Here is a 22,616-nt window from a genome sequence, read left to right as displayed (position 1 = left end):
TGAGCATTAGCTTTATCTTTCCCAAAGATAGAATTCGGGAAATCCAAATATGACGCTTCCTCCAAACGTCCATGACGCCGAACCCATCCCCGCAGCAGCACGAGACGCCATTGATGCCCTGATGCAGTCAGGTGACCTGTTCCGCTATACCGCACCGCAGGACGCGCCGGTTGCGTTGCTGGAATCAGAATTTGCAGAGCTACTGGGCAGCAAATATGCGCTGGCCGTGTCCTCATGCTCAGCTGCGTTGTTCCTGTCGCTGAAAGCACTGGGCCTGCCTAGGGATGCGCGGGTTCTGATCCCAGGCTTCACCTTTGCCGCAGTGCCTTCATCGGTCGTACATGCAGACTGCACTCCGGTTCTGTGCGAAGTGGGCGAGAACTATCGCATCGACATGGCCGATTTTGAGGCCAAACTGGACGGCGTGCAGGCCGTCATCATCAGCCACATGCGCGGGCACACCTCGGACATGGACGCCATCATGGCGCTGTGCGACGCCCGCGACATTCCGGTGATTGAAGACGCCGCGCATTCGCTGGGCACAACCTGGCACGGGCGCAATATTGGAACCATCGGCAAGATCGGGTGTTTCTCGTTCCAGTCCTACAAGATGATCAACGCGGGCGAAGGTGGCATTCTGATCACCGATGACGGTGATCTGGTGGCACAAGCCGTCATCATGTCGGGCGCCTACGAGCATAACTGGAAGAAACACAAAGGCCCGCACGGCGACAACTCTCCCGAGTTGGAGCAGGCCTTTGCCCGCTGGCAGAACAATCTGCCGCTTTATAATCTGCGGATGAGCAACCTGAGCGCGGCTGTGATCCGACCGCAGATCCCGGAACTGGCACGCCGTGTCCGCGACGGCCTGTCCAACCACGATTACGTCGCCGACCGGTTGAACACATCGCCCTATATCCATGTCCCTGCCCCGTTGGCCCCCGAACAGCGCGCCCCGGATTCCATTCAGTTCAACCTTGTGGACATGGATGACGACGACATTCGCGCCTTTGCCGCTGCAGCCGAAGCGCGTGGTGTTAAGGTTCAGGTCTTTGGGCTGAGCCAGGACAACGCCCGCGCGTTCTGGAACTGGCAATTCCTGCCCGAGAAATTCGAACTGCCGCAAACCCGCGCGATGCTGATGAAGGCGTGCGACGTACGTCTACCGGTCCGCCTGACACGGGAAGAGCTTGATGTGATCGCGGATATTCTGCTGGCTTCTGTCGGCGAGGTCACTGGCCCAGTCCCTGTCTATGGAACCTGACTTACTGCGCTTCGAGATCGAACAGATCCGTTGATAGAAACAGGGCCGTGACCCCTTCGGGGGTTGCGGCAACGCGGGACAAAATCGCAAGAACCTGCGGCCCATCTGGCGTATCCACCAACAACGGCGCGCCGGAATCTCCCATCATCACCGGGCAATTGGCCAGTAACAGACCACCCGCGTGACGGTGCGGCGGGCAAGGCCCTGTTCGACTGAGTACGTGAGGCCGGATACCGGGGTAACCGGCAACAAAGGCTGCGGCGTCCACGCCCTTGGCCAATGGCATGAACCCCACCTCGGCCCCAACCGGGGTTTCAAGTTCCAGAACAGCCCAATCCATATCGGCCCGGTCGTCGAACCGACCGTCGATCCCCTGTTCTGGATGCAGACGGTACGCCTTAACGACAGACACTGCGGCAGCAGTGCTGCGCTGATACCCGGCAGCAAAACGGATACTTGCAGGAGGCAACCACCTTTTTCGCGCTGAATTGTAAAGGCAATGCGCTGCGGTCAGGACAAGAACGTCCGACACCAGAACACCGGTGCAATGGGACCGCTGAGCGCGACTGGCAAAGTTTATGCGCCCGATTGCGCGCCATGTGGGCTGATCGGCCTCTAACACCGTGCGCGCACGGATTGCGTCGCACCCGGCCTCGGAGCGTGTCCCAAGTGTACAAATCTGAGAATACTGGTCAGAGTACGCACCCTGAGACAGCGCAGGCTGCGTCCAAAGCAGTGTGAAACTCAGGACCAGCCAGCGCATCCCGTGCGGCGTCAATTCAACTTGGAGAGCTTTTGTTGCAGTTCTGCCAGTTGTTTCTTGATGTCATCCAAATCTTCTTTGGGCTCGGATTTCGCCTCATCTTCTTTGTCCGGGCTAGACCACTTGCCGGACAAACCGCCTGTCATGGCCTTCAAAAACGCCTGCTGCTGCGCCTGCAACGCTTCGAACCCCGGCATCTGAGACATCGGGTTCATGGCGTTCATGTTTTCCATCATTTTCGACTGGTTTTCGCGCAGCATATCGAACGAGCTTTGCAGGAATTGCGGCATCATTCCTCCACCCGGCAGCATGTAGCTGCGCACCAGATCGTTCAGCACATTGACCGGCAGCACGTTTTCACCCCGGCTTTCGTGTTCTGCAATGATCTGCAGCAGGTATTGCCGTGTCAGATCATCGCCTGTCTTCAGGTCGATAATCTGCACTTCGCGCCCGTCCCGAATAAACGACGCAATGTCTTCAAGTGTGACGTAGTCGCTGGTCTCGGTGTTATACAGCCGACGGCTGGCATAACGTTTGATCAACAGTGGTTTTTCTTCTTCCGACACCGATTTCCCTCCCCGAGGATGATGCATTGCAGCAGAGATTATGCGAGCGCAGAACAAAAAGAAAGGGCAGGTCTTTCGACCTGCCCTACGCGATTGCACCGGATGGGAGGAACGGGTGCGCCTCGCGGCATTTACTTACTTGGCAGCAGCGGCTTTCTTGGCAGCTGCGGTCACGTCGTTGGTGGCTTTCTTGACGGCCGCGGTTGCGTCTTCGGCTGCGTCTTTGCCAGCCGCCATCAGCAGCTCAACGGTTTCGGTCTGAACCTTTTTCGCGATCTCAGCGAAAGCCGCCATGTTCTCGGCTGCAACTTCGGCCGATGCGCTGGCGAAATCGGTCGCAGCTTTGGCGTAGTCTGCAGGCTCGGCCTTGGCTTTCGACATCTCGGTCAGTTTGGCCAGGGTGTCCTTGGTCCATTTGTTCGAGATCTCGGCCGACTTTTCAGCCGCTTCCAGAGCAACACCCGACAGCTTTTCGTTCAGCGTCGCGGTCGATTTGAAGGCACCTTCCAGAGCGGTGGTGTCAACGGGGAACGCGCCCATCATGTCTTTCAGGGTCGCAGTGAAATCTTGCGTCTTTGCCATTTTACAAATCCTTTTGCCGAACCGGGCCCACCCCGGCTTTCCTCAGCGTAAGGACAATATGAATGCCGCATTGCAGCATTGCAAGGTTTTTTCGCTGCAATGCAGAAAAATTATCGAACCGAAAGTGAAATCAATGACTTGCTTTCACGCGCACATAGGTTCCCGGTGCCGGGGCCAAGGCAGGATGTGCCGAATCGCCCGTGTCGCGCGCAGGTATCTGCTTGCCAGACCGCTTTTTGAGCCAGGCTTCCCAACGGGGCCACCACGAGCCTTCGTGGAATGTGGCCTCTTTCAACCAGGTGTCGGCGCCGACCTTCAGGTCGGTGTTTGTGTAATGGCCGTATTTCTTCTTGCTGGGCGGATTCACAATGCCAGCAATGTGGCCGGACTCGGAAACAACAAAGGTCTTTGATCGCGATCCCATCTGCTGAACACCGCGATAGCAAGCCTTCCAAGCCGCGATGTGGTCCGTCTCGCAGGTGATCGCCATCAGCGGCACATCCACATCGCGCACATGCAGTTTGTGGCCCAGCAGTTCGAACCCATCGGTGACGAAATCGTTGCTCTGACACAGGCCGCGCAGGTACTGGACCGCCATGCGACCGGGCAGATTGGCCCCGTCGCCGTTCCAGAACAGCAGATCAAAGGCCGGGGGCGTTTCACCCATCATATAGCTGCGGATTGCGGGCCCATAGATCAGGTCCTTCGACCGCAGAAAGGACATCGTTCGCCCGACCACCCAGGCCTTGAGCACGCCGTCCTTCGAGATTTGATCTTCGATACCATCGACAAAATCGTTCTGCAGGAAGGGCGTGAACTCTCCCTGGTCGCCGAAATCGGTCAGGGCCGTAAAGAACGTGGCCGACTTGACCGATTTATCGCCACGCTGCTTGAGCAACGAAAGTGTCAGGCTCAGCGTTGTGCCCGCGATACAGTAGCCCACGGTATTGACTTGCTTGACCTTGCAGATCGCCTTGGCCTCTTCGATCGCGGTCAGGAAACCTTCCTGAATATAGTCTTCCATCCCGATATCGGCGTGGGCCTCGTTAGCGTTCACCCAGCTGACAACGAAAAGGGTATAGCCTTGCTCGGTCACCCATTTGATCAGGCTGTTCTGCGCCTTGAGGTCCAGAATATAGAATTTGTTGATCCAGGGCGGGAACAGCACCAAAGGCGTCTCGTGCACCGTTTCGGTCGCCGGTTTGTATTGGATCAACTCCATCAGCCGGTTGCGATAGACCACGTCCCCGGGCGTCGTTGCGATGTTTCCACCGATTTCAAACGCGCTGTCATCGGCCAGCTTGACCACCATCTCGCCGTTATTGGCCTCGAGATCAGCCACCAGGTTTTCCAACCCTTTGATCAGCGACTGGCCTTCCGTCTCGACCGCCTTTTCCAGCGCATCAGGATTGGTCGCCAGGAAGTTCGTGGGCGACATCATATCGATGATCTGTTGCGAAAAGAACTCGAGGCGCTGCTTGTCCTTCGTGTCCAGATCCTCAACCGACGCGACGGCCTGCGAGATGGCCTCGGCGTTGGTCTGATACTGCTGACGGATCAAGCGGAAATATGGGTTGGTCTCCCACAGAGGATTGGAAAACCGCTTGTCAACGGGACCCGATTTGGGGTCGCTGCTTTCCTTTCCAACCAGCGCTTGCTGCGCCTCTGCAAAGTTCAGAACCGACTTGCCCCAGAACTCGATTTGCTGTTCCAGCAGCTTGGAGGGGTTTTGCATTGCCTCGGCCCAATATGCCGATGCTGCTTTTGCATAAAGCTCTTGATTCGGGCCGTCCAAAGCCGGGTTATGACCTTTTTTTCTGGCCATGACTTCGACAAGCCGTTTGGACAGCTCTTCGACTTTGCCCATATTTTCCTTAAGGCGTTCAAGGTGTTCCGGGGACAATTCCGGTGTTTGGTCTTCACTTGTTGTCATTTTAACAATTCCCCCCTAACCTCGCTGCTATGCAGAATAATCGTCGTGGGCCTGGGGAGCAAAGCGACGAATAGTCCGACACTCACACCGGCAGCCAGGAGGCCCCCAACATGCGCTATATGATCACCTATGATCTGATGGAAACAATGCGCAATACGAACCAGTGGATGGGAGCGACCGCCAGCGCAATGGCGTCTTACCCACTGTTTTCCATGATACCGAACCCGGCGTTCAGTATGATGGCAGCCTGGGGCGAAGTGACCGAGCGCACGTTTCAGCGCATGATCGTTAAGCCGGACTGGGGTATTCGTACGTTTACGTGTGAGGATGGCAAAGACCACCTTGTTGGTATTGTTCCCGTTCTCGAGCGCCCGTTTGGCGACCTGATACATATTCGCGTCAATGGTCGCGAAGAACAACCCCGCAAAGTGCTGTTGGTCGCACCCATGTCCGGGCATTACGCGACATTGCTTCGGTCCACGGTCAAAAGCCTGCTGGTCAATTGCGAGGTCTACGTTACTGACTGGCATAATGCGCGTGACATTCCCGTTTCCGAAGGCAAGTTCGATGTCGAGGACTACACGCTCTACCTTGTCGATTTTATGAAAGAGCTTGGCCCCGACACGCATGTTGTGGCCGTTTGCCAACCCGCCCCGCTGACCCTGGCCGCAACCGCCTATCTGGCCGAGGTCGAGCCCAAGGCCCAACCCAGCACGTTGACATTGATCGGCGGGCCGGTCGATCCCGATGCAACGCCGACGGATGTGACCGATTTCGGTCGACGTGTGACCATGGGTCAATTGGAAGAAACCATGATCCAACGCGTCGGGTTCAAGTACAAGGGCGTAGGCCGAATGGTGTATCCGGGCCTGCTGCAGCTAAGTTCTTTCATGTCGATGAATGCCGATCGCCACTCCAAGGCGTTTTCGGATCAGATTCAGCGTGTCATGCGCGGCGAAGCCTCGGACCACGATGCTCATAACCGTTTCTACGACGAATACCTGGCCGTGATGGACATGACGGCTGAGTTCTATCTGTCCACGGTCGAACGGGTGTTCAAAAACCGTGAGATCGCGCGCAACGAGTTTGTCGTTGCAGGTCACAAGGTCGATATCGGCAAGATCACCGACGTCGCGGTCAAAACTGTCGAGGGCGCGAATGACGACATCTCGGCCCCGGGTCAATGCATTGCGGCGTTGGACCTGTGCACCGGTTTGCCTGCCTCAAAAAAGGCAAGCCATGTCGAGCCCGGCGCGGGTCACTACGGCATCTTCGCGGGCCGCAGCTGGCGTGACAATATCCGCCCGCTGGTGATCGATTTCATGAACGCAAACACGCGCAAGCCCAAACGCCGGGCCGCGAACAAAAACAGAGTGGCTTAACGGCATATGAGCAGGAAAGCGGCGACTGACACCCCCTTTACCTGCTCATGCGGCACCCTGCACGGACGCATCACCGCCGAAGGTGTCAAACGGGGCACCCATGTGGTGTGCTATTGCCACGATTGCCGTGCCACTCAATTGTATTTTGGGCAACCCGACCCGGCGCCCGGCCCGGTTGAGGTCTTGCAGACCCTCCCCGAAGAAATCGTTTTTGACGGCGGTATCGAGCATTTGGCCCTGATGCAGCTCAGCCCGAAAGGTATGCTGCGCTGGTATGCCAGTTGCTGCAACGCACCCATTGCAACAACATCACGAACGCCAAAGTTTCCCTTTGTGGGCTTCATCGTTCACCGTATTCCCGACCCTAGAGGGCTAGCGCCGATCACCACGCGCGGGTTTGTTCCAACAGGACATGGCAAGCAAACCCATGAAAAGCTCGGGCCTGCCGCCTACGGCCTGCTGACCCGCGTCGCGAAATCCCGCCTGTCCGGAAGCTGGAAGCGCTCGCCCTTCTTTGATCCCGAAACCGCGGAACCTGTCGCGGAACCCGTTATCCTTAGCAAAGCTGAACGAGCGGCCCTTTATCCGTAAACCACACGTGACGACGTGGTGAGCCAGCTTTCCAGCGCCTCGTTGACAGCCTGCGGCGTCTCCAGCGTTGGCAAATGCCCTGCGTCATCGATAACCTTTAGTTCTGCCCCAGGTATCAGGTCTGCCATGAAGGCATGTTTGCGTACCGGTGTCAGCCGGTCATGCGCACCACACACCACCAGAGTCGGTGTCTTGATCATTCGCAGCGCACCTTGCTGATCCGGGCGGCGTTGCAACGCTCTGACCTGACGCTCGAACACATCTGCACCCAAATCCAGAGCCATGGAAATCACGTCATTGAGAATGGGCACCCTACGCGGTCCCGGAGCCAGCGAATCCGAGCCCAGTATCCTGCGCATCACGTCCTCAAGTCGACCAGCTTTTGCACCGACCAGATGCTCTTCCCGCGCGGCAGCAATCTGGGGGGTATCGGCCTGCGCATCGGTAGACATCAAACACAGGCGCGAGACCCTATCGGGCGCGCGCCGGACCAGTTCCAGCGCGACAACGCCGCCCATACTCAACCCGGCAAGCGCAAAGCGGTGCGGAAGCTGATCCAGCAGGCCCGAAGCGATCTCTTCAATCCGTTCTCCCAGCGATACCGGCGCAACCGTGACCGCGCGCTGACGGGAAAAATGGGCGACTTGCGGGGCAAACACCCGCGCATCACACATCAATCCGGGCAGTAGAACCAACGGCTCGATCACACGTGGCCTCCTTCTTCTCGGCCGTTTAAACGGCGTCGTTTCTATCAGGATGAGAGGTTTTGCCAGCGCGAGCAAGTCAAACTTCACGGGTAGGCAATACCTCGGAAGGTCGGGAAATCCGCGTATCGCTTCTGTCGTGTCCGCCGGTCTTCGTCCGGCTCTTTCCCTGCGCGCAAAAGGCACCCGCGCGGGGCTATATAGCTGTCGATCCGACGCAGAGGGTTGGGCCGCCACACTAGGTTAAACGCACAAAGCTTGGGAAAGAACCAGATCTCGGAATAGTCCAGATGATCATGCATCCACCACGCCAGATCCCGCCAGTCCCGCCCTTCCGCATAGCGGTCGGCGAACCACGGGATCACGATCGACGCGCCTGCAATCCGGTCTTTGCCGGTTCCGCGGTCCCAGATATGACATTCCAGCGGATTATCGTTCCGCGCGCAGTTCAATCGGTTTTCATTCCCGAATTGGTTCAGCGACGGCGACCGATACCCTGACCGCACAGCGACGCGTCCAAAGGTTTCCTCTAACGGGTCCAGAAGCGTCTGACACAACGCGCGGCCAGTTTCGATGGCAAGATCCGGATCGTCGGGAAGATTCTGTTTTTCATGGAAATTCCCGATTTCCGAATACAGAAAATCCCGCATGAAAAAATGCCGGGACAGGCGCATGCGGCCAAGCGTTTCAAGGCTCCACATGCTGCCCGGCTTGCGCATCACCCGTACCCGTTCCAGCGAAACGCGCCATCTGGCGCGAGCGGTGAGAACGGGTTGAACGCAACCTCCCAGATCGTGCCGTCCGGCGCGCGGAAATACCCGTGATGACCGCCCCAGAACACTTCCGAGGCAGGCTTCAGCACCTCTGCCCCCGCGTCCTGTGCTTTGTCCAGAACCTGCGCGACCTCTTCCTTGGATCGGCAGTTGTAGCTGAGCGTCAGCGCTCCTTTGCCCAAAGTTCCGACATCCACGCCGATCTCATCAGCCAGCGCAGGCAGCGGATAAAGTCCGAGTGTTTGCCCGATCAGATCAAACGCGATCACGCCGTCTGGGCTGGCCACCCGCGTCCAGCCGATCTGTTCATAGAAGGCGGCGGCAGCTTCGGGGTCCTCGACCCCGACGGTGATCAAACTGACACGCTGCTCCATCACTCGATGCCCTGCTCTTTCAGCCAGGTCAGAATACCCGCAACCGCCGCATCCGTCTGCCCCGGCGACATCAATCGCCCCGCGATCACGTGGGACGCCGGATCATCGCCCGGTCCCATCGTAACCGTCTGCACCTGCGCGGGTCCGCCCCAAGCCTCTGCCACTTTGTGGGTCAGGTCTGGGCGAACAACCTGATCGTCATCCGAGAACCAAAACAGCGCGGGAACCCGGGCTTGCGAGAAATCCAGACCATAGACAGTTTCAACCAGAACGGTCATCGGCACGACGGCCTCCCAGGGATACACTGCGGTCCAATACTTGTTCTTTTCGGGATCCGGGCCCGACACATCACGCTCTTGCCCCATGATCAGGGGCAACCATGACCGTGCCCACGGCAGACCGGGTATCCACGAGCCCGGCGAGTTCACCCCAAAATTCGGAGAGACAAAGACCAGCCCGGCGACATTCTCCATCAACGCTTCATCCAGGGCTGCAGCCGCTGCCAAAGTTCCACCGGTCGAGGTTGAAATCACCACAACCTGATCGCCAACAGCACGCGCAGTTGCCAACCCTTCGGCCAGATCCTGCATCCAGCCCGATGCGGTCCCTTCCGCCATTGCATCCCCGCTGCGGCCGTGACCTTGCAGGCGGGTGTAAACCAGATTGGCCCCCAGCGCCTGGGCCACGTCGTCGGGGACCGGGCGAATTTCCTCGGAAGTCGCTGAAAATCCATGCACGTAGAGGATAGAAACAGGCGTACGCTGCTCTTTGAACCCGTCCTGCCAGACTACGCGCTTCTCGACGCCGGGTGTGATGTCATCAAACCCGGATTCAACGCTTTCGAAATAGACCTGCACCCCTTCGCCGAATTTGCGCGGCTCGAATGTCGGGGTCAGGTTGACCTCTTCGCGCGGTCCGAACCAATAGACCAAAGCCCCGACTGCCACCAAAAGCAGCAGAACGCGGCCGATGAACTTGCCGACCGCCCGGATCATTGCGCACCCATCACTTCAAGCACCGCGTTTTCAATGATCTCAAGGCAGGGACCGTCCGAAAACCGGTGATCGGCATCCTTGATCAAAAGCAGGCGCATGTCAGGGCCTGTGGCATGCTCTAACAGGCGAACCGAAGTTGCGGTAGATACCGCAGTGTCCGCGGTTCCCTGTAGGAATCGCACCGGAAAAGGAAGGTCCATTGCGTCACGCAACACAAGCTGCTGCCTGCCATCCTCAATCATACGCTTTGTGATGATGTAGGGCTCCATGTAATCCGAAGGCAACTCGACATATCCTTCGGTTTCCAACACCTGCTTTTGTGCATCCGAGAATGATGCCCAATATCCGTCCTCGGTGAAATCCGGCGCAGCAGCAATGGTGACCATCCCCGTGATCCGTTCGGGCACGACCTTTACCAGCAACAAGGCCTGCCACCCGCCCATCGACGAACCCACAACGATCAGCGGCCCTTCGGTCAGCGCAGTTACTGCCGCCACAGTGTCCTGATGCCAGTCTCCGATACAGCCATCCTCGAACCTACCCGAGCTTTCTCCGTGCCCGGAATAGTCAAACCGCAGAAACGACTGACCCCGCGCCTTGGCCCAGGCTTCAAGATGCACAGCCTTGGTGCCTTCCATATCGGACTTGAGCCCGCCCAGAAAAACAATGGTCGGCCCGGTACCCTCACTCTTGTGATACGCCAACCGACGCCCCTGCGATGTTTCCAGAAAATCCGTCGCTGCCATGAAACCCTCATCTCGTTTCCCGCATCATGCACGCCCCATCCCCAAGTGCAATTCCACCCACTTCATCTTTTCCCAAATACTCCGGGGAGCGCGAGGGGCAGCGCCCCTCGCTCCTGCCCTTGACACATACCCAACCACCTGCCACATGGGTCGAACGCAAATGACCCGCAACCGGGCGTTCAGTGGGCGCCAAACCGACGAGGAGAGCCGATATGGCCCTGGATTCACAATCCGTCTCACTCACCTTCCCCGATGGCAATTCCCGATCCTATGACGCAGGCGTCACGCCCGCGCAGGTGGCTGCCGATATTTCAACTTCGCTGGCCAAGAAGGCCATTTCTGCCACGGTGAACGGCCAGCACTGGGACCTGCAATGGCCCATCGAGGCCGACGCGCAAATCGCCATCCACACCATGAAGGACGAAGAGCAAGCCAATGAGCTGATCCGCCACGATCTGGCGCATGTCATGGCGCGTGCCGTGCAGGAAATCTGGCCTGCAACCAAGGTCACCATCGGCCCCGTCATTGACTACGGCTGGTATTATGACTTTGACCGCGCCGAACCGTTCACGCCCGAAGATCTCGGTCTCATCGAGAAAAAGATGAAAGAGATCATCAACAAGCGCGACCCCGTCACCACCGAGGTCTGGGAGCGCGACCGCGCGATCGAGTTCTACAAGGCCAACAACGAGCCCTACAAGGTCGAGCTGATCGAATCCATTCCGGGTGATGAGCCCCTGCGCATGTACTGGCATGGCCACTGGCAGGACCTGTGCCGCGGTCCGCACCTGCAGCATACCGGCCAATTGCCAGGCGACGCGTTCAAGCTGATGTCCGTTGCTGGCGCTTATTGGCGTGGTGACAGCAACCGCCCAATGCTGCAACGCATCTACGGCGTGGCCTTCACCGGCAAGGAAAAGCTCAAGGCGCACCTGCACATGCTGGAAGAGGCAGCCAAACGCGACCACCGTAAACTGGGCCGCGAAATGGACCTGTTCCATTTTGAAGAACATGCACCGGGGTCAGTCTTCTGGCACCCTGCCGGCTGGCGTGTGTTCCAGAACCTGATCGCCTATATGCGCCGCCGTCAGGAAGCCGCGGGCTATGTCGAGGTGAACACGCCTGACATCATGGACCGCGCGCTGTGGGAAACCTCGGGTCACTGGTTCAACTATATGGACAACATGTTCCTCGCAAAGACGCATGACGATCGCGACTATGCGCTCAAGCCGATGAACTGCCCTGGCCACATGATGATCTATAATCATAGCCTGCGTAGCTATCGCGAGTTGCCGATGAAGATCGCCGAGTTTGGCAAGGTGCACCGGTATGAACCCTCGGGCGCGCTACATGGTCTGCTGCGCGTGCGCAGCTTTACCCAGGACGATGCGCATATTTACTGCACGCCGGAACAGCTGACCGATGAGTGTCTGAAGGTTAACGACCTGATCCTGTCGATCTACAAGGACTTTGGCTTCGAAGATGTGCACGTCAAACTGTCGACCCGTCCTGAGAACCGGATTGGCAGCGATGAAAGCTGGGATCTGTCCGAAGGCGCGTTGAAAACCGCGTTAGATCGGGCTGGGATGAACTACACGATCTTCGAAGGCGAAGGCGCGTTCTATGGTCCCAAGCTGGAATATGTCTTGCGCGATGCCATCGGTCGTGACTGGCAGTGTGGCACCTTGCAGGTCGACTATAACCTGCCAGAGCGTTTCGGCTCGACCTATGTCAGTCAGTCGGGCGAGAAACTAGCTCCAGTAATGCTGCACCGGGCGCTGTTTGGATCTCTGGAACGGTTCATCGGTATCCTGATCGAAAACTGGGAAGGCAAACTGCCCTTCTGGCTGGCACCGCGTCAGGTTGTGGTTGCCTCGATCACCTCGGAGGCTGATGAGTATGTGGCCGAAGTCGTCAAGACTCTGAAAGAGGCTGGCGTGCAGGCCGAAGCGGACATTCGCAACGAAAAGATCAACTACAAGGTTCGCGAGCATTCGTTGAGCAAAGTGCCGGTTATTCTGGCCGTCGGTCACCGCGAAGTTGACGAGCGTACTGTCAGTGTTCGGCGCTTGGGCGAAAAACAGACGCAGGTTCAATCGCTTGAGGCTGTAACAAAAGAGCTGGCGCAGGCGGCAACGCCACCGGACCTTCTGTAACATTCGGCAATAATTTGCCCGGAATCCGGCCCTAAATGAGGGGCCGGATTGAAACATTTTCCATTTTTCAATTCAAAAACAATTTGTTAACCTTCAAGAGGGCATTACGCTCTTTGACGGGGTTGTGAGACACGGGCTCGTGAATTCACCTGCCCCAGTTAAGCGACTACCTTTGTCAGTGTCACAAGCAGACATACGCAGTTATCAAAAGGATTACCGAGATGTCGAAAACCGCAAAATCCCTGGTTATCGCAAGCGCAGTCGCAGCCGCCGTTTCGGGCGTTGCAACCACTGCATCCGCACAAGCCAAAGAAAAGTGCTATGGCGTATCGCTGGCCGGTCAGAACGACTGTGCCGCTGGCCCCGGCACCACTTGCGCTGGCACATCGACCGTAGATTACCAGGGCAACGCCTGGACTCTGGTCGACGCTGGCACCTGCGCGGATATCGAACTGCCGGACAACCGCAAAGGCTCGCTCGAGCCTCTGGACCGCGACCTGCCGGCATAAGCCCAAGTGTCTGAGACTCGGAGGGGCGGGCCCTATCGCCCGCCCCTTTTCGTGACCGGAGGATTTGCACATGCTGGATAGTTCACTTCGATCGAACAGATTGCCCGCCGCACCAGGGGTTGGGTACAAACCGCAGCATTTTGACCAGATTCTGGATCACGCACACCCCGTCGGCTGGCTGGAAATACACGCCGAGAACTATATGGGTGACGGGGGCAGACCGCTTGCACAGCTGCGCCACCTTTCTGAACAGTTTCCGATCTCGGTCCACGGCGTCGGCCTCTCTATTGGCGGAGAAGGACCGCTGGACCCCGATCATCTTTCCCGCCTGAAACACTTGGTTGGCTGGCTGAATCCGGCCAGCTTTTCAGAGCATTTGGCCTGGTCGACCCATGACAGTCACTTTCTGAACGATCTTCTGCCCCTGCCCAACACCGATGAGACACTGGCCCGGGTCTGTGAACACATCGATCAGGTGCAGGAAACCGTTGGACGGCAGATGTTGCTGGAAAACCCCTCCAGCTATCTGGCGTTTGAGGAAAGCACATGGTCCGAGCCTGACTTCCTGCGGGAAATCGCGCGGCGGACGGGCTGTGGTCTGTTACTGGACGTGAACAATGTCTTCGTCTCAGCGACCAATCTTGAGTTCTCACCGCAAGGTTACATCGACGCCTACCCGCTGGAAAACGTCCACGAAATCCACCTTGGTGGTCATGATGAGGACGAAGATGACCATGGCCGTCCCCTTCTGATTGACAGCCACGGACGCGAGGTCGTCGATCCGGTCTGGGCCTTGCTGGATTATGTTCTGGACCGCTCCGGCCCCAAGCCTGTCTTGATTGAATGGGACACGGATGTTCCCGAATGGCCCATTCTGCGGGCCGAAGCCGAGCGTGCACAGGCGGCCCTGGACCGCATCCCGGCATGAGCGTTTCGCAGACGACCTTCCATGAGGCCCTGCTGGACCCGTCGGCCGCCGTGCCAGACGGCCTGCTGGATGCTGAAGATCGGCCCGCGGGACGCCGGTTCAGCGTGTATCGCAACAATGTGGCCGTATCTCTGACCGAGGCCATGCACCAAGCCTTTCCGGTGATTACGCGCCTTCTGGGACCACAGAACATGGACGGCCTGGCCGGGATTTTCCTGCGCAAACATCCTCCTTCATCGCCGCTGATGATGTTCTATGGCGAGGAATTCCCCGCGTTTCTTGCCGGGATGGAGCAGCTTTCCCATATTGGTTATCTCGCAGATGTCGCACGACTGGAACTGGCGCTGCGCCGATCCTACCACGCTGCGGACAGCCAGGGGGTCGCACCTGACGCACTGGCCCTGCCCCCGGAAGAAATCGTTCTGGCGAAACTGGAATTTGCGCCATCAATGCGAGTGGTGCGATCTGACTGGCCTTTGTTCTCGATCTGGCGCTTCAACTCGGAAGAGGATGCACCAAAACCCGCGCCAGGTGCCGAAGACGTTTTGATCACGCGGCCCGACTATGATCCAGCCCCACACCTGATGCCCAAGGGCGGAGCCGACTGGATCGCGCACGTTCAGGCCGGGCACACCATTGGCGAGGCGTTCGAACACACCTCGGCCGAATTCCCCGAATTTGATCTGGGGGCCACTCTGGCGCTGCTTTTGCAGGGCGGCGCAATAACTTCTGTGACTATCGAAAGGCTGGCAACATGACTGCCCTGATCTCATTGCACAACAACACCCTGGGACGGTTGGACGTGACCTCTGGCTGGTTGACACCGACCCTGGCGCGTCTGGTCTTTATCGGGACACTGCTGGTTTATTACTGGAACTCGGCCATGACCAAGCTGGGCAGCGGCTTCTTCGGGTTCCTGTTCCCGTCAGACGGGGCGTATGTTCAGATCTTTCCCAAAGCGATGGAGGCGGTCAGCTATGACAGCTCGCAGCTGGGTATCTTCCACTGGGCCGTGGCGGTTGCGGGCACATGGGCTGAATTCCTACTGCCCGCGCTGATTGTGATCGGCCTGCTGTCGCGCTTTGCCGCGCTGGGCATGATCGCCTTTGTCTGGGTTCAAACCATCGTGGATGTCACCGGTCACGGTGCGGCGCTCGGCAGCTATCTCACCGCAGCGCCAAACGTGCTGGATCAACGTACGCTTTGGACCTTTGTGCTGTTGGTGATCGTGATCAACGGTGCCGGCCCACTGTCGGTGGACCGGATCCTGCGTATCAAGTGAATTAAAAATGTGCCTTGGGCTCGTCCGGTTTACCTGCGGCCAGCCCAAGGAGACCCGCCACCGCGGCAAAGGCCACCGGGAACATCGTGAAGGCGTTGAAGCCGAACGCGAAATACATCCCAACGGCAGAGATCAGCAGCAAGATACCACCAATCAACGCCCGCGCGTGGGCCATCGCACCTCCGGCAACGGCCAACAGTGGGGCGACAATGGACGCCGCCTGGATGAATTGAGCGTTGTCCACCTGTTCGGCCAGCCCTTCGATTTCGCCATAGGTGTCTATGAACGCGATATAGCCATAGCCAAAGAAGCCGACGATCATTCCGATCAACCCGGCAATGACGCCTAAAATCATGGATGCATTGCGCATTTAAACCCTCATCTTTGCGACAGACACATAAGTGCCCGATCAGGCAACGCCAAGGCTGGTCTTGGTTTCTGCGGTCCAGCCCAACAATAACGTACCGTCGTTTTCGAGCAGTGGGCGCTTCATCAAGGTTGGGTGTTCCTTGAGCAACTCCAGCGGTGGTTGAGCTCGCTGTTCTTCGTCCAATCCCCGCCAGGTTGTCGACCGAGTGTTGAGCAAAGCTTCGCCGAACGTGTCCAGCGCCTTTGCCAGCACCTCAACCGGAACACCTTGGGATCGGACGTCCACAAATTCAGCTTCCGGCAGTGTTTTCAAAGCCTTGCGGCACGTATCGCAGTTTTTCAGGCCATAGAGACGCATTTTTGGGCTGCTCCTGTATTTGTATGAATTTTTAGCATTTTTGCCTGCTTGTTTCGGTAATTCTTGATTTTTTACTTCACCGTGCAATGTTGAAAAAGACGAAACACGCAATCCGGGCCGCGTCGTGTGGGCGAAGCGGTGATGGTTTGCGGTCGCGTCAACCACTGCCCCCACCAATTTTGTGGGACAACGTGTAAGTAGAAGGAGACACGGGAAATGCCAACTGGCACCGTGAAATGGTTTAATACCACGAAAGGCTATGGGTTTATTGCCCCTGACGAAGGTGGCAAGGACGTTTTTGTTCATATCTCGGCCGTTGAACGGTCCGGTCTGACCGGGCTCGCTGACAATCAGAAAGTCTCGTACGAGTTGCAAGACGGACGCGACGGCCGCCAAATGGCTGCTGATTTGAAGCCACTGTAAGGTTCCCCGTCATCTGCGGGTACTAAAAGCAGGCCAACGGCCAATTTCCGGCCGTTGTCCAATCTCACCGGGTGTGAGCACCTTAGCCTCGTGCCGGCTTTGCCTCGGCATGAGTGAACCAGTCTTGGCCCATTGCAACAATGCAGGACGTGCCGGTCGCGTAGGTCACAACCATCGTCCAGTCGCCGGCGTCGCTGGTCCAAACCTCCATTACTTGCTCAGGTCCCCGTATCCCTGTGGCTGCGCGTGTTGAACTGAACTGGCGTTTCAGCTTTTCATGCAGCCTTGGCGTCGGTTCGCACAGCACTTCGGCAATAGGCGATTTGGCCAGCGCGGGCTGCGCCGACAAGGTCAGAGCAGTGCCCAGACAGAGGATGCGTTTGGCAAATGTCATGAAACGATCGTAACAGTTTCATGACACTATGTATAGACAAGTGCTATGCCTGAAAGGGCGTCAGCCCTCGCGAATAATCGCCTCAAACTCACGCCATTCGCGCGCGGTCATACCCGAACTTTCCTGTGTCACCGTTTCACCGGCCAGCATACGCCGCAGGCTGTCGACCATCTGGGCCGACAGGTTCACCGCACCCAGACGGTAATCCTCGAACGCTTTGTAGGCGAAGGGCACCCAGTCGGCGACGATCTTGCACATGGTGTCCGCATAAACGCGGATTTCGTACTGGGCGTGCTGGTCAGCGCGCAGTCGCAGGAAGTGGAACAGGTTGTGCAGGTCCACCTTCCAGTACCACTGCGTATAGATGTTGGCGGGCAGGTTCATCCGCGCCAGTTCGCGCGCCAGTCCCTGCTGACCATCCTGGCTGATCATCGCCTCGTAATTGTCATAGCAGCGCGCGCTGTCTGCCTTCAGTATCTCAAGCACACGTGCCGCCTCTTCTCCCTGCAGCGCATCGCCCCGACCCTGGTTGTTCACCTCGGACTGGGCGGCGACGTGATCTGGTGCTGGGATGTAGAATTCGCGGTCCAAAATCGAATAACGCGCCGAGTATTCGTTCACATTTGCCGTCCGGTGGCGGATCCACTGGCGCGCAACAAACACAGGCAATTTGACGTGCAGCTTGATCTCGCACATTTCAAACGGGGTCGAGTGCCAGTGCCGCATAAGATAGCGGATCAAGCCCTCATCGTTCTGCACCGATTTGGTGCCCTTGCCGTAAGATACCCGCGCCGCCTGACAAATCGCCGCGTCGTCCCCCATATAGTCAATGACGCGCACAAAGCCGTGGTCCAACACCTGATGCGCGGTATACAGATGGTCTTCCATACCCTCAGCCACAACGCGGCGTGTTGGATGCGATTGCGCCCGCTGCGCTTCGATCTCGGCCAGTTGGTCAGAGGAGAGCGGCATGAAATTTCCTTTCCAGCAATGAGTCGCCCACCACTATATCTCGGCAATTCTCTGACAGGAACCGCCATATGTGCGCTCAATTCCGGTTATCTCAAAATGTGTCCCGGTTGCCCCTCGACACCAATGACCCGCGCACTAAGGTGCATTGCATCACCTTAAAAGAAAGGACGCCGCAAATGGGCCTGACATATCTTCACACCATGATCCGCGTGAAGGATCTGGAAAAATCGATGGCGTTTTATGAGCTGCTGGGCCTGAAGGAAACTCGCCGGTATGACAGTGAGCAGGGCCGTTTTTCGCTGATCTTCATGGCGCCTCCGGGACAAGAAGACCGACCGATCGAACTGACCTACAATTGGGACGGGGACGACGCCCTGCCAAGCGACAGCAGGCATTTCGGGCACCTCGCCTACGGAGTCGACAATATCTATGAGGTTTGCCAGCACCTGCAGGACAACGGGGTCCTGATCAACCGTCCGCCCCGAGACGGGCGCATGGCGTTTGTCCGCTCGCCTGACAATATCTCGGTCGAGCTGCTGCAAAATGGCGACGCACTGGAACCGGCAGAACCCTGGGCCAGCATGGAAAGCACCGGCCACTGGTGATCCGCTGGCTGATAGCATTGGGCCTGGCCGTCCTGGCCAGCCCCCTTCGGGCCGAGACCTGTCGCCTTGCCCTGGCGCTGGCTATGGATATCTCGACCTCGGTGGATGAGACCGAAGACGCCTTGCAGCGGCAGGGTCTGGCCGCCGCATTGATCGCTCCAGAAGTGGTCGAGGCGTTTTTTTCGTCACCTGCCCCTGTCGCGCTGGCTGTGTATGAGTGGAGCGGTCGCGACACGCAGCGCGTTATTCTGAACTGGACCATGATCAACACCGAGGCCGACCTTTTGGTCGCAGCCTCGAAAGTTCAGCAATCCGTTCGCTCGGACAGAGATTCGGCGACAGCGATGGGTTACGCTCTGGCATTTGGCGCGAACTTGTTGCAGCAGGCACCACCCTGCCTGTTTCAGACCATCGACTTGTCCGGGGACGGCTCAAACAATGACGGTTACGGGCCGGATTCGGCATACCGGCATTTTTCGTTTCAAAATGTGGTGGTCAACGGGCTGGTGATCAACGCCGCCGATTTCGAAGGGGAACTGTTCCTGATCCCGTTCTTTGAAAACAACGTCCTGCACGGGCCCGGTGCCTTTCTTGAGGTTGCGCAGGGGTTCGAGGATTTTGAACGTGCCATGCGGCGCAAGTTGGAACGTGAACTGAGTGGCTTGCAGATTGGCGCAGTGCAGAACGGTGGGTTTCCATGATCCGCGCATTGGCCACGGTTCTGACGGTTCTGGCCAGCCCTGCAGCATCAGAGTGCAGACAGGCACTGGCGTTGGGATTGGACGTGTCGGCCTCGGTCGATAGCCACGAGTACCGATTGCAGACAGATGGTTTGGCCGCTGCCTTGCAAAGACCCGAAGTGGTACGCCTGATCCTGTCTGACATAGGCGCGCCTGTTCGTTTGGCGATCTTTGAGTGGAGCGAAACGAACTACCAACGGATGCTGCTGGGCTGGACCGAAATTCGCACGGAACAAGATATTGCTCAGGTCACGACGTTATTGAACTCGGTCACCCGAGGCACCGCCCCACGCGGGACCGCCGTTGGATCCGCGATGCAGTTCGGTGCCGATTTGCTGTCGCAACAAAAGGACTGCTGGAAACGGACACTGGACCTGTCTGGCGACGGGAAACACAACCTCGGACCCCACCCAAGAGGCGTGAAACAAGGGCTGGAAAACAGTGGTATCACGATCAACGGGTTGGTGATCGGTGCCGATGATCCCAGCCACGGTGACAAGCGCTATGTCCAGGTTGGCGAGCTGTCCGCCTACTACAACACGTGGGTCATTCTTGGTCCCGGTGCATTTGTCGAAGTCGCCTTGGGCTTTGAAGCCTATGAAGAGGCGATGACCCGAAAACTGGTCCGCGAGTTGCAAGGCCTGACCTTGTCCGACGCCTCGGAGGCCTTGCCCTTTGATCAGTAGATATAGCGGATTTGATCCGTCCAGTACCGCTCGACCCGCCGCAGCGAGGTGGTGATGTCGTCAATGCCTTCCAGGCCCAATACACCGCGGGATTGCAACCCCTCGGCATGACGCGAAAACAGCTCGGAGACGATGTCACGAATTTCGCGCCCGCGGGGCGTCAATCGTACGCGCACCGACCGTCGGTCGATCTCGCACCGCTGGTGGTGCATATAGCCCATTTCGACCAGCTTTTTCAGGTTGTAGCTGACGTTGCTGCCTTGATAGTAGCCCCGGCTTTTCAGCTCGCCAGCGGTCACTTCGTGATCGCCAATATTGAACAATAACAACGCCTGAACAGCGTTGATTTCCAACACGCCGACCCGCTCGAATTCATCCTTGATCACGTCCAAAAGCAGCCGGTGTAGCCGTTCCACGAGCGCAAGCGCCTCAAGGTAGCTGGTCATGAACCCTTTGGTTCCCGGCGCGGAGACCTGCATTTCCATACTCATCCGACCCTCCGATTCAGTCGCACTGTTTCAGGCAGAATGAATCGAAATCCCGAAAAATCGGTTAAGCCGGACTTTCTGTTACTTTTGAAAGGTTTGCGCGATGTCAGAAATCAGACTGGAATAGGTTTCGGGTGGTTGAACCTGCCCGGTAACCCACTGATACAGGTCCTGATCGTTTTCATGCAGCAACGCGTCATAGACATCCAAACCCGAGGCATCCATCGCCCCCAGGTTCTGATCAGCATAAGCTGAAAGGATCAAATCCATCTCCTTGATCCCACGCCGCATCGAACGCATTTTCAGACGTTTGATGCGAATATCCCGAGGTTCGCTCACTAGCTCTGCTCCAACATAAGGCGCAGACGTTTCTCCAGTTTGGCCGCCCGTTCGGCGCTGGCGCGCATTTCTCCGCGGATTGCGCGCAGTTCAGCCACGACTTCAGACAATTCGGGCGCGCCTTCTGTGGCTTCGGCCGGGGCGTCCATGCCCTCGCCTTCGCCAGTCAGCAGCCACATGATCGACACGTTGACCATACCCGCCATCATCGACAGACGGTTTGCTCGCGGCTCGGACAAATCGTTTTCCCAGGCCGCAATGGTGGTCTTTTTGACCCCCAGTCGACGCGCCATCTGGGCCTGCGTCATCCCTGCCGCTTCGCGCGCACCGGCCAGCCTGTCCCCAAATGTCGCGGCGTCCGGCCCATACCAGTCGTTGTCGTCGTTCATCGGGGTCTCCAGCTCTTGCATTCATACTGCTTGATCGTCATTCGGGCGCACCCTATGACAGTCAGGCTGAACATACAAACCGAGGCCGACCATGAGTTTCCTTTCTGCGACACTGTCACGCGTGAAGCCGTCGCCCACCATTGCAATCACGGCAAAAGCGGCCGAGCTGAAAGCTGCCGGGCGCGATGTCATTGGCCTCAGCGCAGGTGAGCCGGACTTCGACACCCCGCAGAATATCAAGGACGCAGCGGTCGCGGCCATCGCCGCGGGCAAGACGAAATACACCGCGCCTGACGGCATCCCCGAACTGAAACAGGCCGCTTGTGCAAAGATGAAGCGTGATCATGGGCTGGATTACACGCCCGCGCAGATCTCGGTTGGAACCGGCGGCAAGCAGACGCTGTACAACGCGCTGATGGCCACGATGAATGAAGGCGACGAGGTCATCATCCCCGCCCCCTATTGGGTCAGCTACCCCGATATGGTTCTGCTGGCGGGTGGTACGCCGGTGATTGCGGAAACGTCGCTGCAGACCAACTTCAAACTGACCGCCGATCAGCTTGAGGCGGCGATCACGCCCAAAACCAAATGGTTTATCTTCAACTCGCCGTCCAACCCCACCGGAGCAGGCTATAGCCGAGAAGAGCTGAAAGAGCTGACCGACGTTCTGATGCGCCATCCGCATGTCTGGGTGATGTCGGACGATATGTACGAGCATCTGGCCTATGACGGGTTCGAGTTCTGCACCCCGGCCGAGGTCGAACCCGGCCTCTATGACCGAACCCTGACCTGCAACGGTGTGTCCAAAGCCTATGCCATGACTGGCTGGCGCATCGGCTATGCGGCCGGTCCGGTCGAGATCATTGCCGCGATGCGCAAGATTCAGTCTCAGTCGACGTCGAACCCCTGCTCGGTCAGCCAGTGGGCGGCGGTCGAGGCCCTGAACGGCACGCAGGCTTTTCTGGCACCCAACAATGAAAAGTTCAAACGCCGCCGGGATCTGGTGGTCCGCATGCTGAACGAGGTCGAAGGCATCTCCTGCCCGACCCCCGAGGGGGCGTTTTACGTCTATCCCTCGATCGCCGGATTGATGGGCAAGACCACGCCCGCGGGCACCGTGATCGACTCGGACGAGGCTTTTGTCACGGCATTGCTGGAAGAGGCCGATGTCGCGGTCGTCTTTGGCGCGGCCTTTGGCCTGTCGCCGAACTTCCGGGTCAGCTACGCAACCTCGGACGAAGCTTTGACCGAAGCCTGCACGCGCATACAGAAGTTCTGCGCGGCCCTGACCTGATCGGAGGCGCC

At 58.0% G+C, this 22,616-nt stretch carries 29 protein-coding genes; 13 read left to right on the top strand and 16 right to left on the bottom strand.

The features are described from left to right. Positions 1-49 precede the first annotated feature (49 nt). Positions 50-1,264: an aminotransferase class I/II-fold pyridoxal phosphate-dependent enzyme gene (locus J7416_RS02020; RefSeq protein WP_209222574.1), complete on the top strand. Its 1,215-nt coding sequence runs from the start codon at positions 50-52 to the stop codon at positions 1,262-1,264. Position 1,265: 1 nt separating this feature from the next. Here J7416_RS02020 and J7416_RS02015 read toward each other — a convergent pair whose 3' ends face one another. From J7416_RS02015 to phaC, 4 genes are all read right to left on the bottom strand, one after another. Continuing rightward, positions 1,266-2,027, bottom strand: a complete 762-nt coding sequence (locus J7416_RS02015; RefSeq protein WP_209222572.1) for a trypsin-like serine protease — start codon at positions 2,025-2,027, stop codon at positions 1,266-1,268. Between the two features lie 11 nt (positions 2,028-2,038). Beyond that, positions 2,039-2,593 (bottom strand): polyhydroxyalkanoate synthesis repressor PhaR, encoded by a 555-nt coding sequence (gene phaR, locus J7416_RS02010; RefSeq protein WP_209222570.1) that lies wholly within the window; start codon positions 2,591-2,593, stop codon positions 2,039-2,041. 135 nt (positions 2,594-2,728) lie between these two features. Continuing rightward, complete coding sequence (locus J7416_RS02005) at positions 2,729-3,175, bottom strand: phasin family protein (RefSeq protein ID WP_170426481.1); 447 nt, start codon at positions 3,173-3,175, stop codon at positions 2,729-2,731. A 130-nt stretch (positions 3,176-3,305) separates the two neighbouring features. Then, entirely contained in the window at positions 3,306-5,108 is a 1,803-nt protein-coding gene (gene phaC / locus J7416_RS02000; RefSeq protein ID WP_209222568.1) for a class I poly(R)-hydroxyalkanoic acid synthase, read from the bottom strand. Positions 5,109-5,218: 110 nt separating this feature from the next. Between phaC and phaZ the strand changes: the two genes are divergently transcribed. Both phaZ and J7416_RS01990 read left to right on the top strand, forming a co-directional pair. Beyond that, positions 5,219-6,490, top strand: a complete 1,272-nt coding sequence (phaZ, locus tag J7416_RS01995; protein ID WP_209222566.1) for a polyhydroxyalkanoate depolymerase — start codon at positions 5,219-5,221, stop codon at positions 6,488-6,490. A 6-nt stretch (positions 6,491-6,496) separates the two neighbouring features. Then, a complete protein-coding gene (locus J7416_RS01990) occupies positions 6,497-7,081 on the top strand; it encodes a DUF6151 family protein (RefSeq protein WP_209222564.1) in 585 nt (194 codons plus the stop codon). Here J7416_RS01990 and J7416_RS01985 read toward each other — a convergent pair. From J7416_RS01985 to J7416_RS01965, 5 genes are all read right to left on the bottom strand, one after another. Further along, positions 7,072-7,788 (bottom strand): alpha/beta fold hydrolase, encoded by a 717-nt coding sequence (locus J7416_RS01985; protein ID WP_209222562.1) that lies wholly within the window; start codon positions 7,786-7,788, stop codon positions 7,072-7,074. The two genes, J7416_RS01990 and J7416_RS01985, sit on opposite strands and share 10 nt — an antisense overlap. A gap of 83 nt (positions 7,789-7,871) precedes the next feature. Continuing rightward, positions 7,872-8,486 carry a hypothetical protein gene (locus J7416_RS01980; protein WP_209223805.1) on the bottom strand — a complete coding sequence of 205 codons (615 nt, stop codon included), beginning with the start codon at positions 8,484-8,486 and terminating at the stop codon, positions 7,872-7,874. Positions 8,487-8,503: 17 nt separating this feature from the next. Beyond that, positions 8,504-8,932 (bottom strand): VOC family protein, encoded by a 429-nt coding sequence (locus J7416_RS01975; protein WP_209222560.1) that lies wholly within the window; start codon positions 8,930-8,932, stop codon positions 8,504-8,506. Continuing rightward, positions 8,932-9,927 (bottom strand): alpha/beta hydrolase, encoded by a 996-nt coding sequence (locus tag J7416_RS01970; protein ID WP_209222558.1) that lies wholly within the window; start codon positions 9,925-9,927, stop codon positions 8,932-8,934. Before J7416_RS01970 ends, J7416_RS01975 begins: the two co-directional genes overlap by 1 nt. Next, positions 9,924-10,673: an alpha/beta hydrolase gene (locus J7416_RS01965; RefSeq protein WP_209222557.1), complete on the bottom strand. Its 750-nt coding sequence runs from the start codon at positions 10,671-10,673 to the stop codon at positions 9,924-9,926. The genes J7416_RS01970 and J7416_RS01965 overlap by 4 nt, the downstream gene beginning before the upstream one ends. A 212-nt stretch (positions 10,674-10,885) precedes the next feature. On the opposite strand from J7416_RS01965, the gene thrS reads away from it, so the two are divergent. The 5 genes from thrS (at position 10,886) to J7416_RS01940 (ending at position 15,548) form a co-directional block, all read left to right on the top strand. Then, positions 10,886-12,829 (top strand): threonine--tRNA ligase, encoded by a 1,944-nt coding sequence (thrS, locus tag J7416_RS01960; RefSeq protein WP_209222555.1) that lies wholly within the window; start codon positions 10,886-10,888, stop codon positions 12,827-12,829. 221 nt (positions 12,830-13,050) lie between these two features. Further along, the gene (locus tag J7416_RS01955; protein ID WP_170426488.1) at positions 13,051-13,338 is read left to right on the top strand and encodes a DUF2282 domain-containing protein; all 288 of its coding nucleotides are present in this window, start codon (positions 13,051-13,053) and stop codon (positions 13,336-13,338) included. Positions 13,339-13,408: 70 nt separating this feature from the next. Next, a complete protein-coding gene (locus J7416_RS01950; protein WP_209222553.1) occupies positions 13,409-14,266 on the top strand; it encodes a DUF692 domain-containing protein in 858 nt (285 codons plus the stop codon). Then, positions 14,263-15,024, top strand: a complete 762-nt coding sequence (locus tag J7416_RS01945; RefSeq protein ID WP_209222551.1) for a putative DNA-binding domain-containing protein — start codon at positions 14,263-14,265, stop codon at positions 15,022-15,024. Before J7416_RS01950 ends, J7416_RS01945 begins: the two co-directional genes overlap by 4 nt. After that, complete coding sequence (locus J7416_RS01940; protein WP_170426491.1) at positions 15,021-15,548, top strand: DoxX family protein; 528 nt, start codon at positions 15,021-15,023, stop codon at positions 15,546-15,548. Before J7416_RS01945 ends, J7416_RS01940 begins: the two co-directional genes overlap by 4 nt. 1 nt (position 15,549) lies before the next feature. Here J7416_RS01940 and J7416_RS01935 read toward each other — a convergent pair whose 3' ends face one another. Together J7416_RS01935 and J7416_RS01930 are read right to left on the bottom strand one after the other, a co-directional pair. Then, complete coding sequence (locus J7416_RS01935) at positions 15,550-15,918, bottom strand: hypothetical protein (protein WP_209222549.1); 369 nt, start codon at positions 15,916-15,918, stop codon at positions 15,550-15,552. A gap of 39 nt (positions 15,919-15,957) precedes the next feature. Then, a complete protein-coding gene (locus J7416_RS01930) occupies positions 15,958-16,275 on the bottom strand; it encodes an ArsC/Spx/MgsR family protein (RefSeq protein ID WP_209223804.1) in 318 nt (105 codons plus the stop codon). Between the two features lie 216 nt (positions 16,276-16,491). On the opposite strand from J7416_RS01930, the gene J7416_RS01925 reads away from it, so the two are divergent. Next, positions 16,492-16,698: a cold-shock protein gene (locus J7416_RS01925; RefSeq protein ID WP_008758035.1), complete on the top strand. Its 207-nt coding sequence runs from the start codon at positions 16,492-16,494 to the stop codon at positions 16,696-16,698. Between the two features lie 82 nt (positions 16,699-16,780). Here J7416_RS01925 and J7416_RS01920 read toward each other — a convergent pair whose 3' ends face one another. Both J7416_RS01920 and thyX read right to left on the bottom strand, forming a co-directional pair. Beyond that, positions 16,781-17,092 carry a hypothetical protein gene (locus tag J7416_RS01920; RefSeq protein WP_209222547.1) on the bottom strand — a complete coding sequence of 104 codons (312 nt, stop codon included), beginning with the start codon at positions 17,090-17,092 and terminating at the stop codon, positions 16,781-16,783. Between the two features lie 60 nt (positions 17,093-17,152). After that, entirely contained in the window at positions 17,153-18,064 is a 912-nt protein-coding gene (gene thyX / locus J7416_RS01915) for an FAD-dependent thymidylate synthase (RefSeq protein WP_209222545.1), read from the bottom strand. 176 nt (positions 18,065-18,240) lie between these two features. On the opposite strand from thyX, the gene J7416_RS01910 reads away from it, so the two are divergent. From J7416_RS01910 to J7416_RS01900, 3 genes are read left to right on the top strand one after another with little or no spacing between them, the layout of a single operon-like run. Continuing rightward, positions 18,241-18,669, top strand: a complete 429-nt coding sequence (locus J7416_RS01910; RefSeq protein ID WP_209222543.1) for a VOC family protein — start codon at positions 18,241-18,243, stop codon at positions 18,667-18,669. After that, positions 18,666-19,370 carry a DUF1194 domain-containing protein gene (locus J7416_RS01905; RefSeq protein ID WP_209222541.1) on the top strand — a complete coding sequence of 235 codons (705 nt, stop codon included), beginning with the start codon at positions 18,666-18,668 and terminating at the stop codon, positions 19,368-19,370. The genes J7416_RS01910 and J7416_RS01905 overlap by 4 nt, the downstream gene beginning before the upstream one ends. Then, entirely contained in the window at positions 19,367-20,095 is a 729-nt protein-coding gene (locus tag J7416_RS01900) for a DUF1194 domain-containing protein (RefSeq protein WP_209222539.1), read from the top strand. Before J7416_RS01905 ends, J7416_RS01900 begins: the two co-directional genes overlap by 4 nt. Here J7416_RS01900 and J7416_RS01895 read toward each other — a convergent pair. From J7416_RS01895 to J7416_RS01885, 3 genes are all read right to left on the bottom strand, one after another. After that, positions 20,089-20,586, bottom strand: coding sequence for a winged helix DNA-binding protein (locus J7416_RS01895; RefSeq protein WP_209222537.1), 498 nt, complete (start codon positions 20,584-20,586; stop codon positions 20,089-20,091). The two genes, J7416_RS01900 and J7416_RS01895, sit on opposite strands and share 7 nt — an antisense overlap. Before the next feature lie 78 nt (positions 20,587-20,664). Then, on the bottom strand, positions 20,665-20,922 hold the full coding sequence (locus J7416_RS01890) for a succinate dehydrogenase assembly factor 2 (protein WP_209222534.1): 258 nt from the start codon (positions 20,920-20,922) through the stop codon (positions 20,665-20,667). After that, positions 20,922-21,311: a helix-turn-helix domain-containing protein gene (locus tag J7416_RS01885; protein ID WP_209222532.1), complete on the bottom strand. Its 390-nt coding sequence runs from the start codon at positions 21,309-21,311 to the stop codon at positions 20,922-20,924. Before J7416_RS01885 ends, J7416_RS01890 begins: the two co-directional genes overlap by 1 nt. A 91-nt stretch (positions 21,312-21,402) precedes the next feature. Here J7416_RS01885 and J7416_RS01880 point away from each other — a divergent pair, with 91 nt between their 5' ends. Continuing rightward, on the top strand, positions 21,403-22,605 hold the full coding sequence (locus J7416_RS01880; protein ID WP_209222530.1) for a pyridoxal phosphate-dependent aminotransferase: 1,203 nt from the start codon (positions 21,403-21,405) through the stop codon (positions 22,603-22,605). Positions 22,606-22,616 lie beyond the last annotated feature (11 nt).

This window comes from Ruegeria sp. R14_0 (assembly GCF_017743975.1).
Classification (GTDB): domain Bacteria; phylum Pseudomonadota; class Alphaproteobacteria; order Rhodobacterales; family Rhodobacteraceae; genus Ruegeria.
The sequence above is the reverse complement of the archived record's forward strand: the minus strand, read 5'-3'. Positions and strand labels throughout refer to the sequence as shown.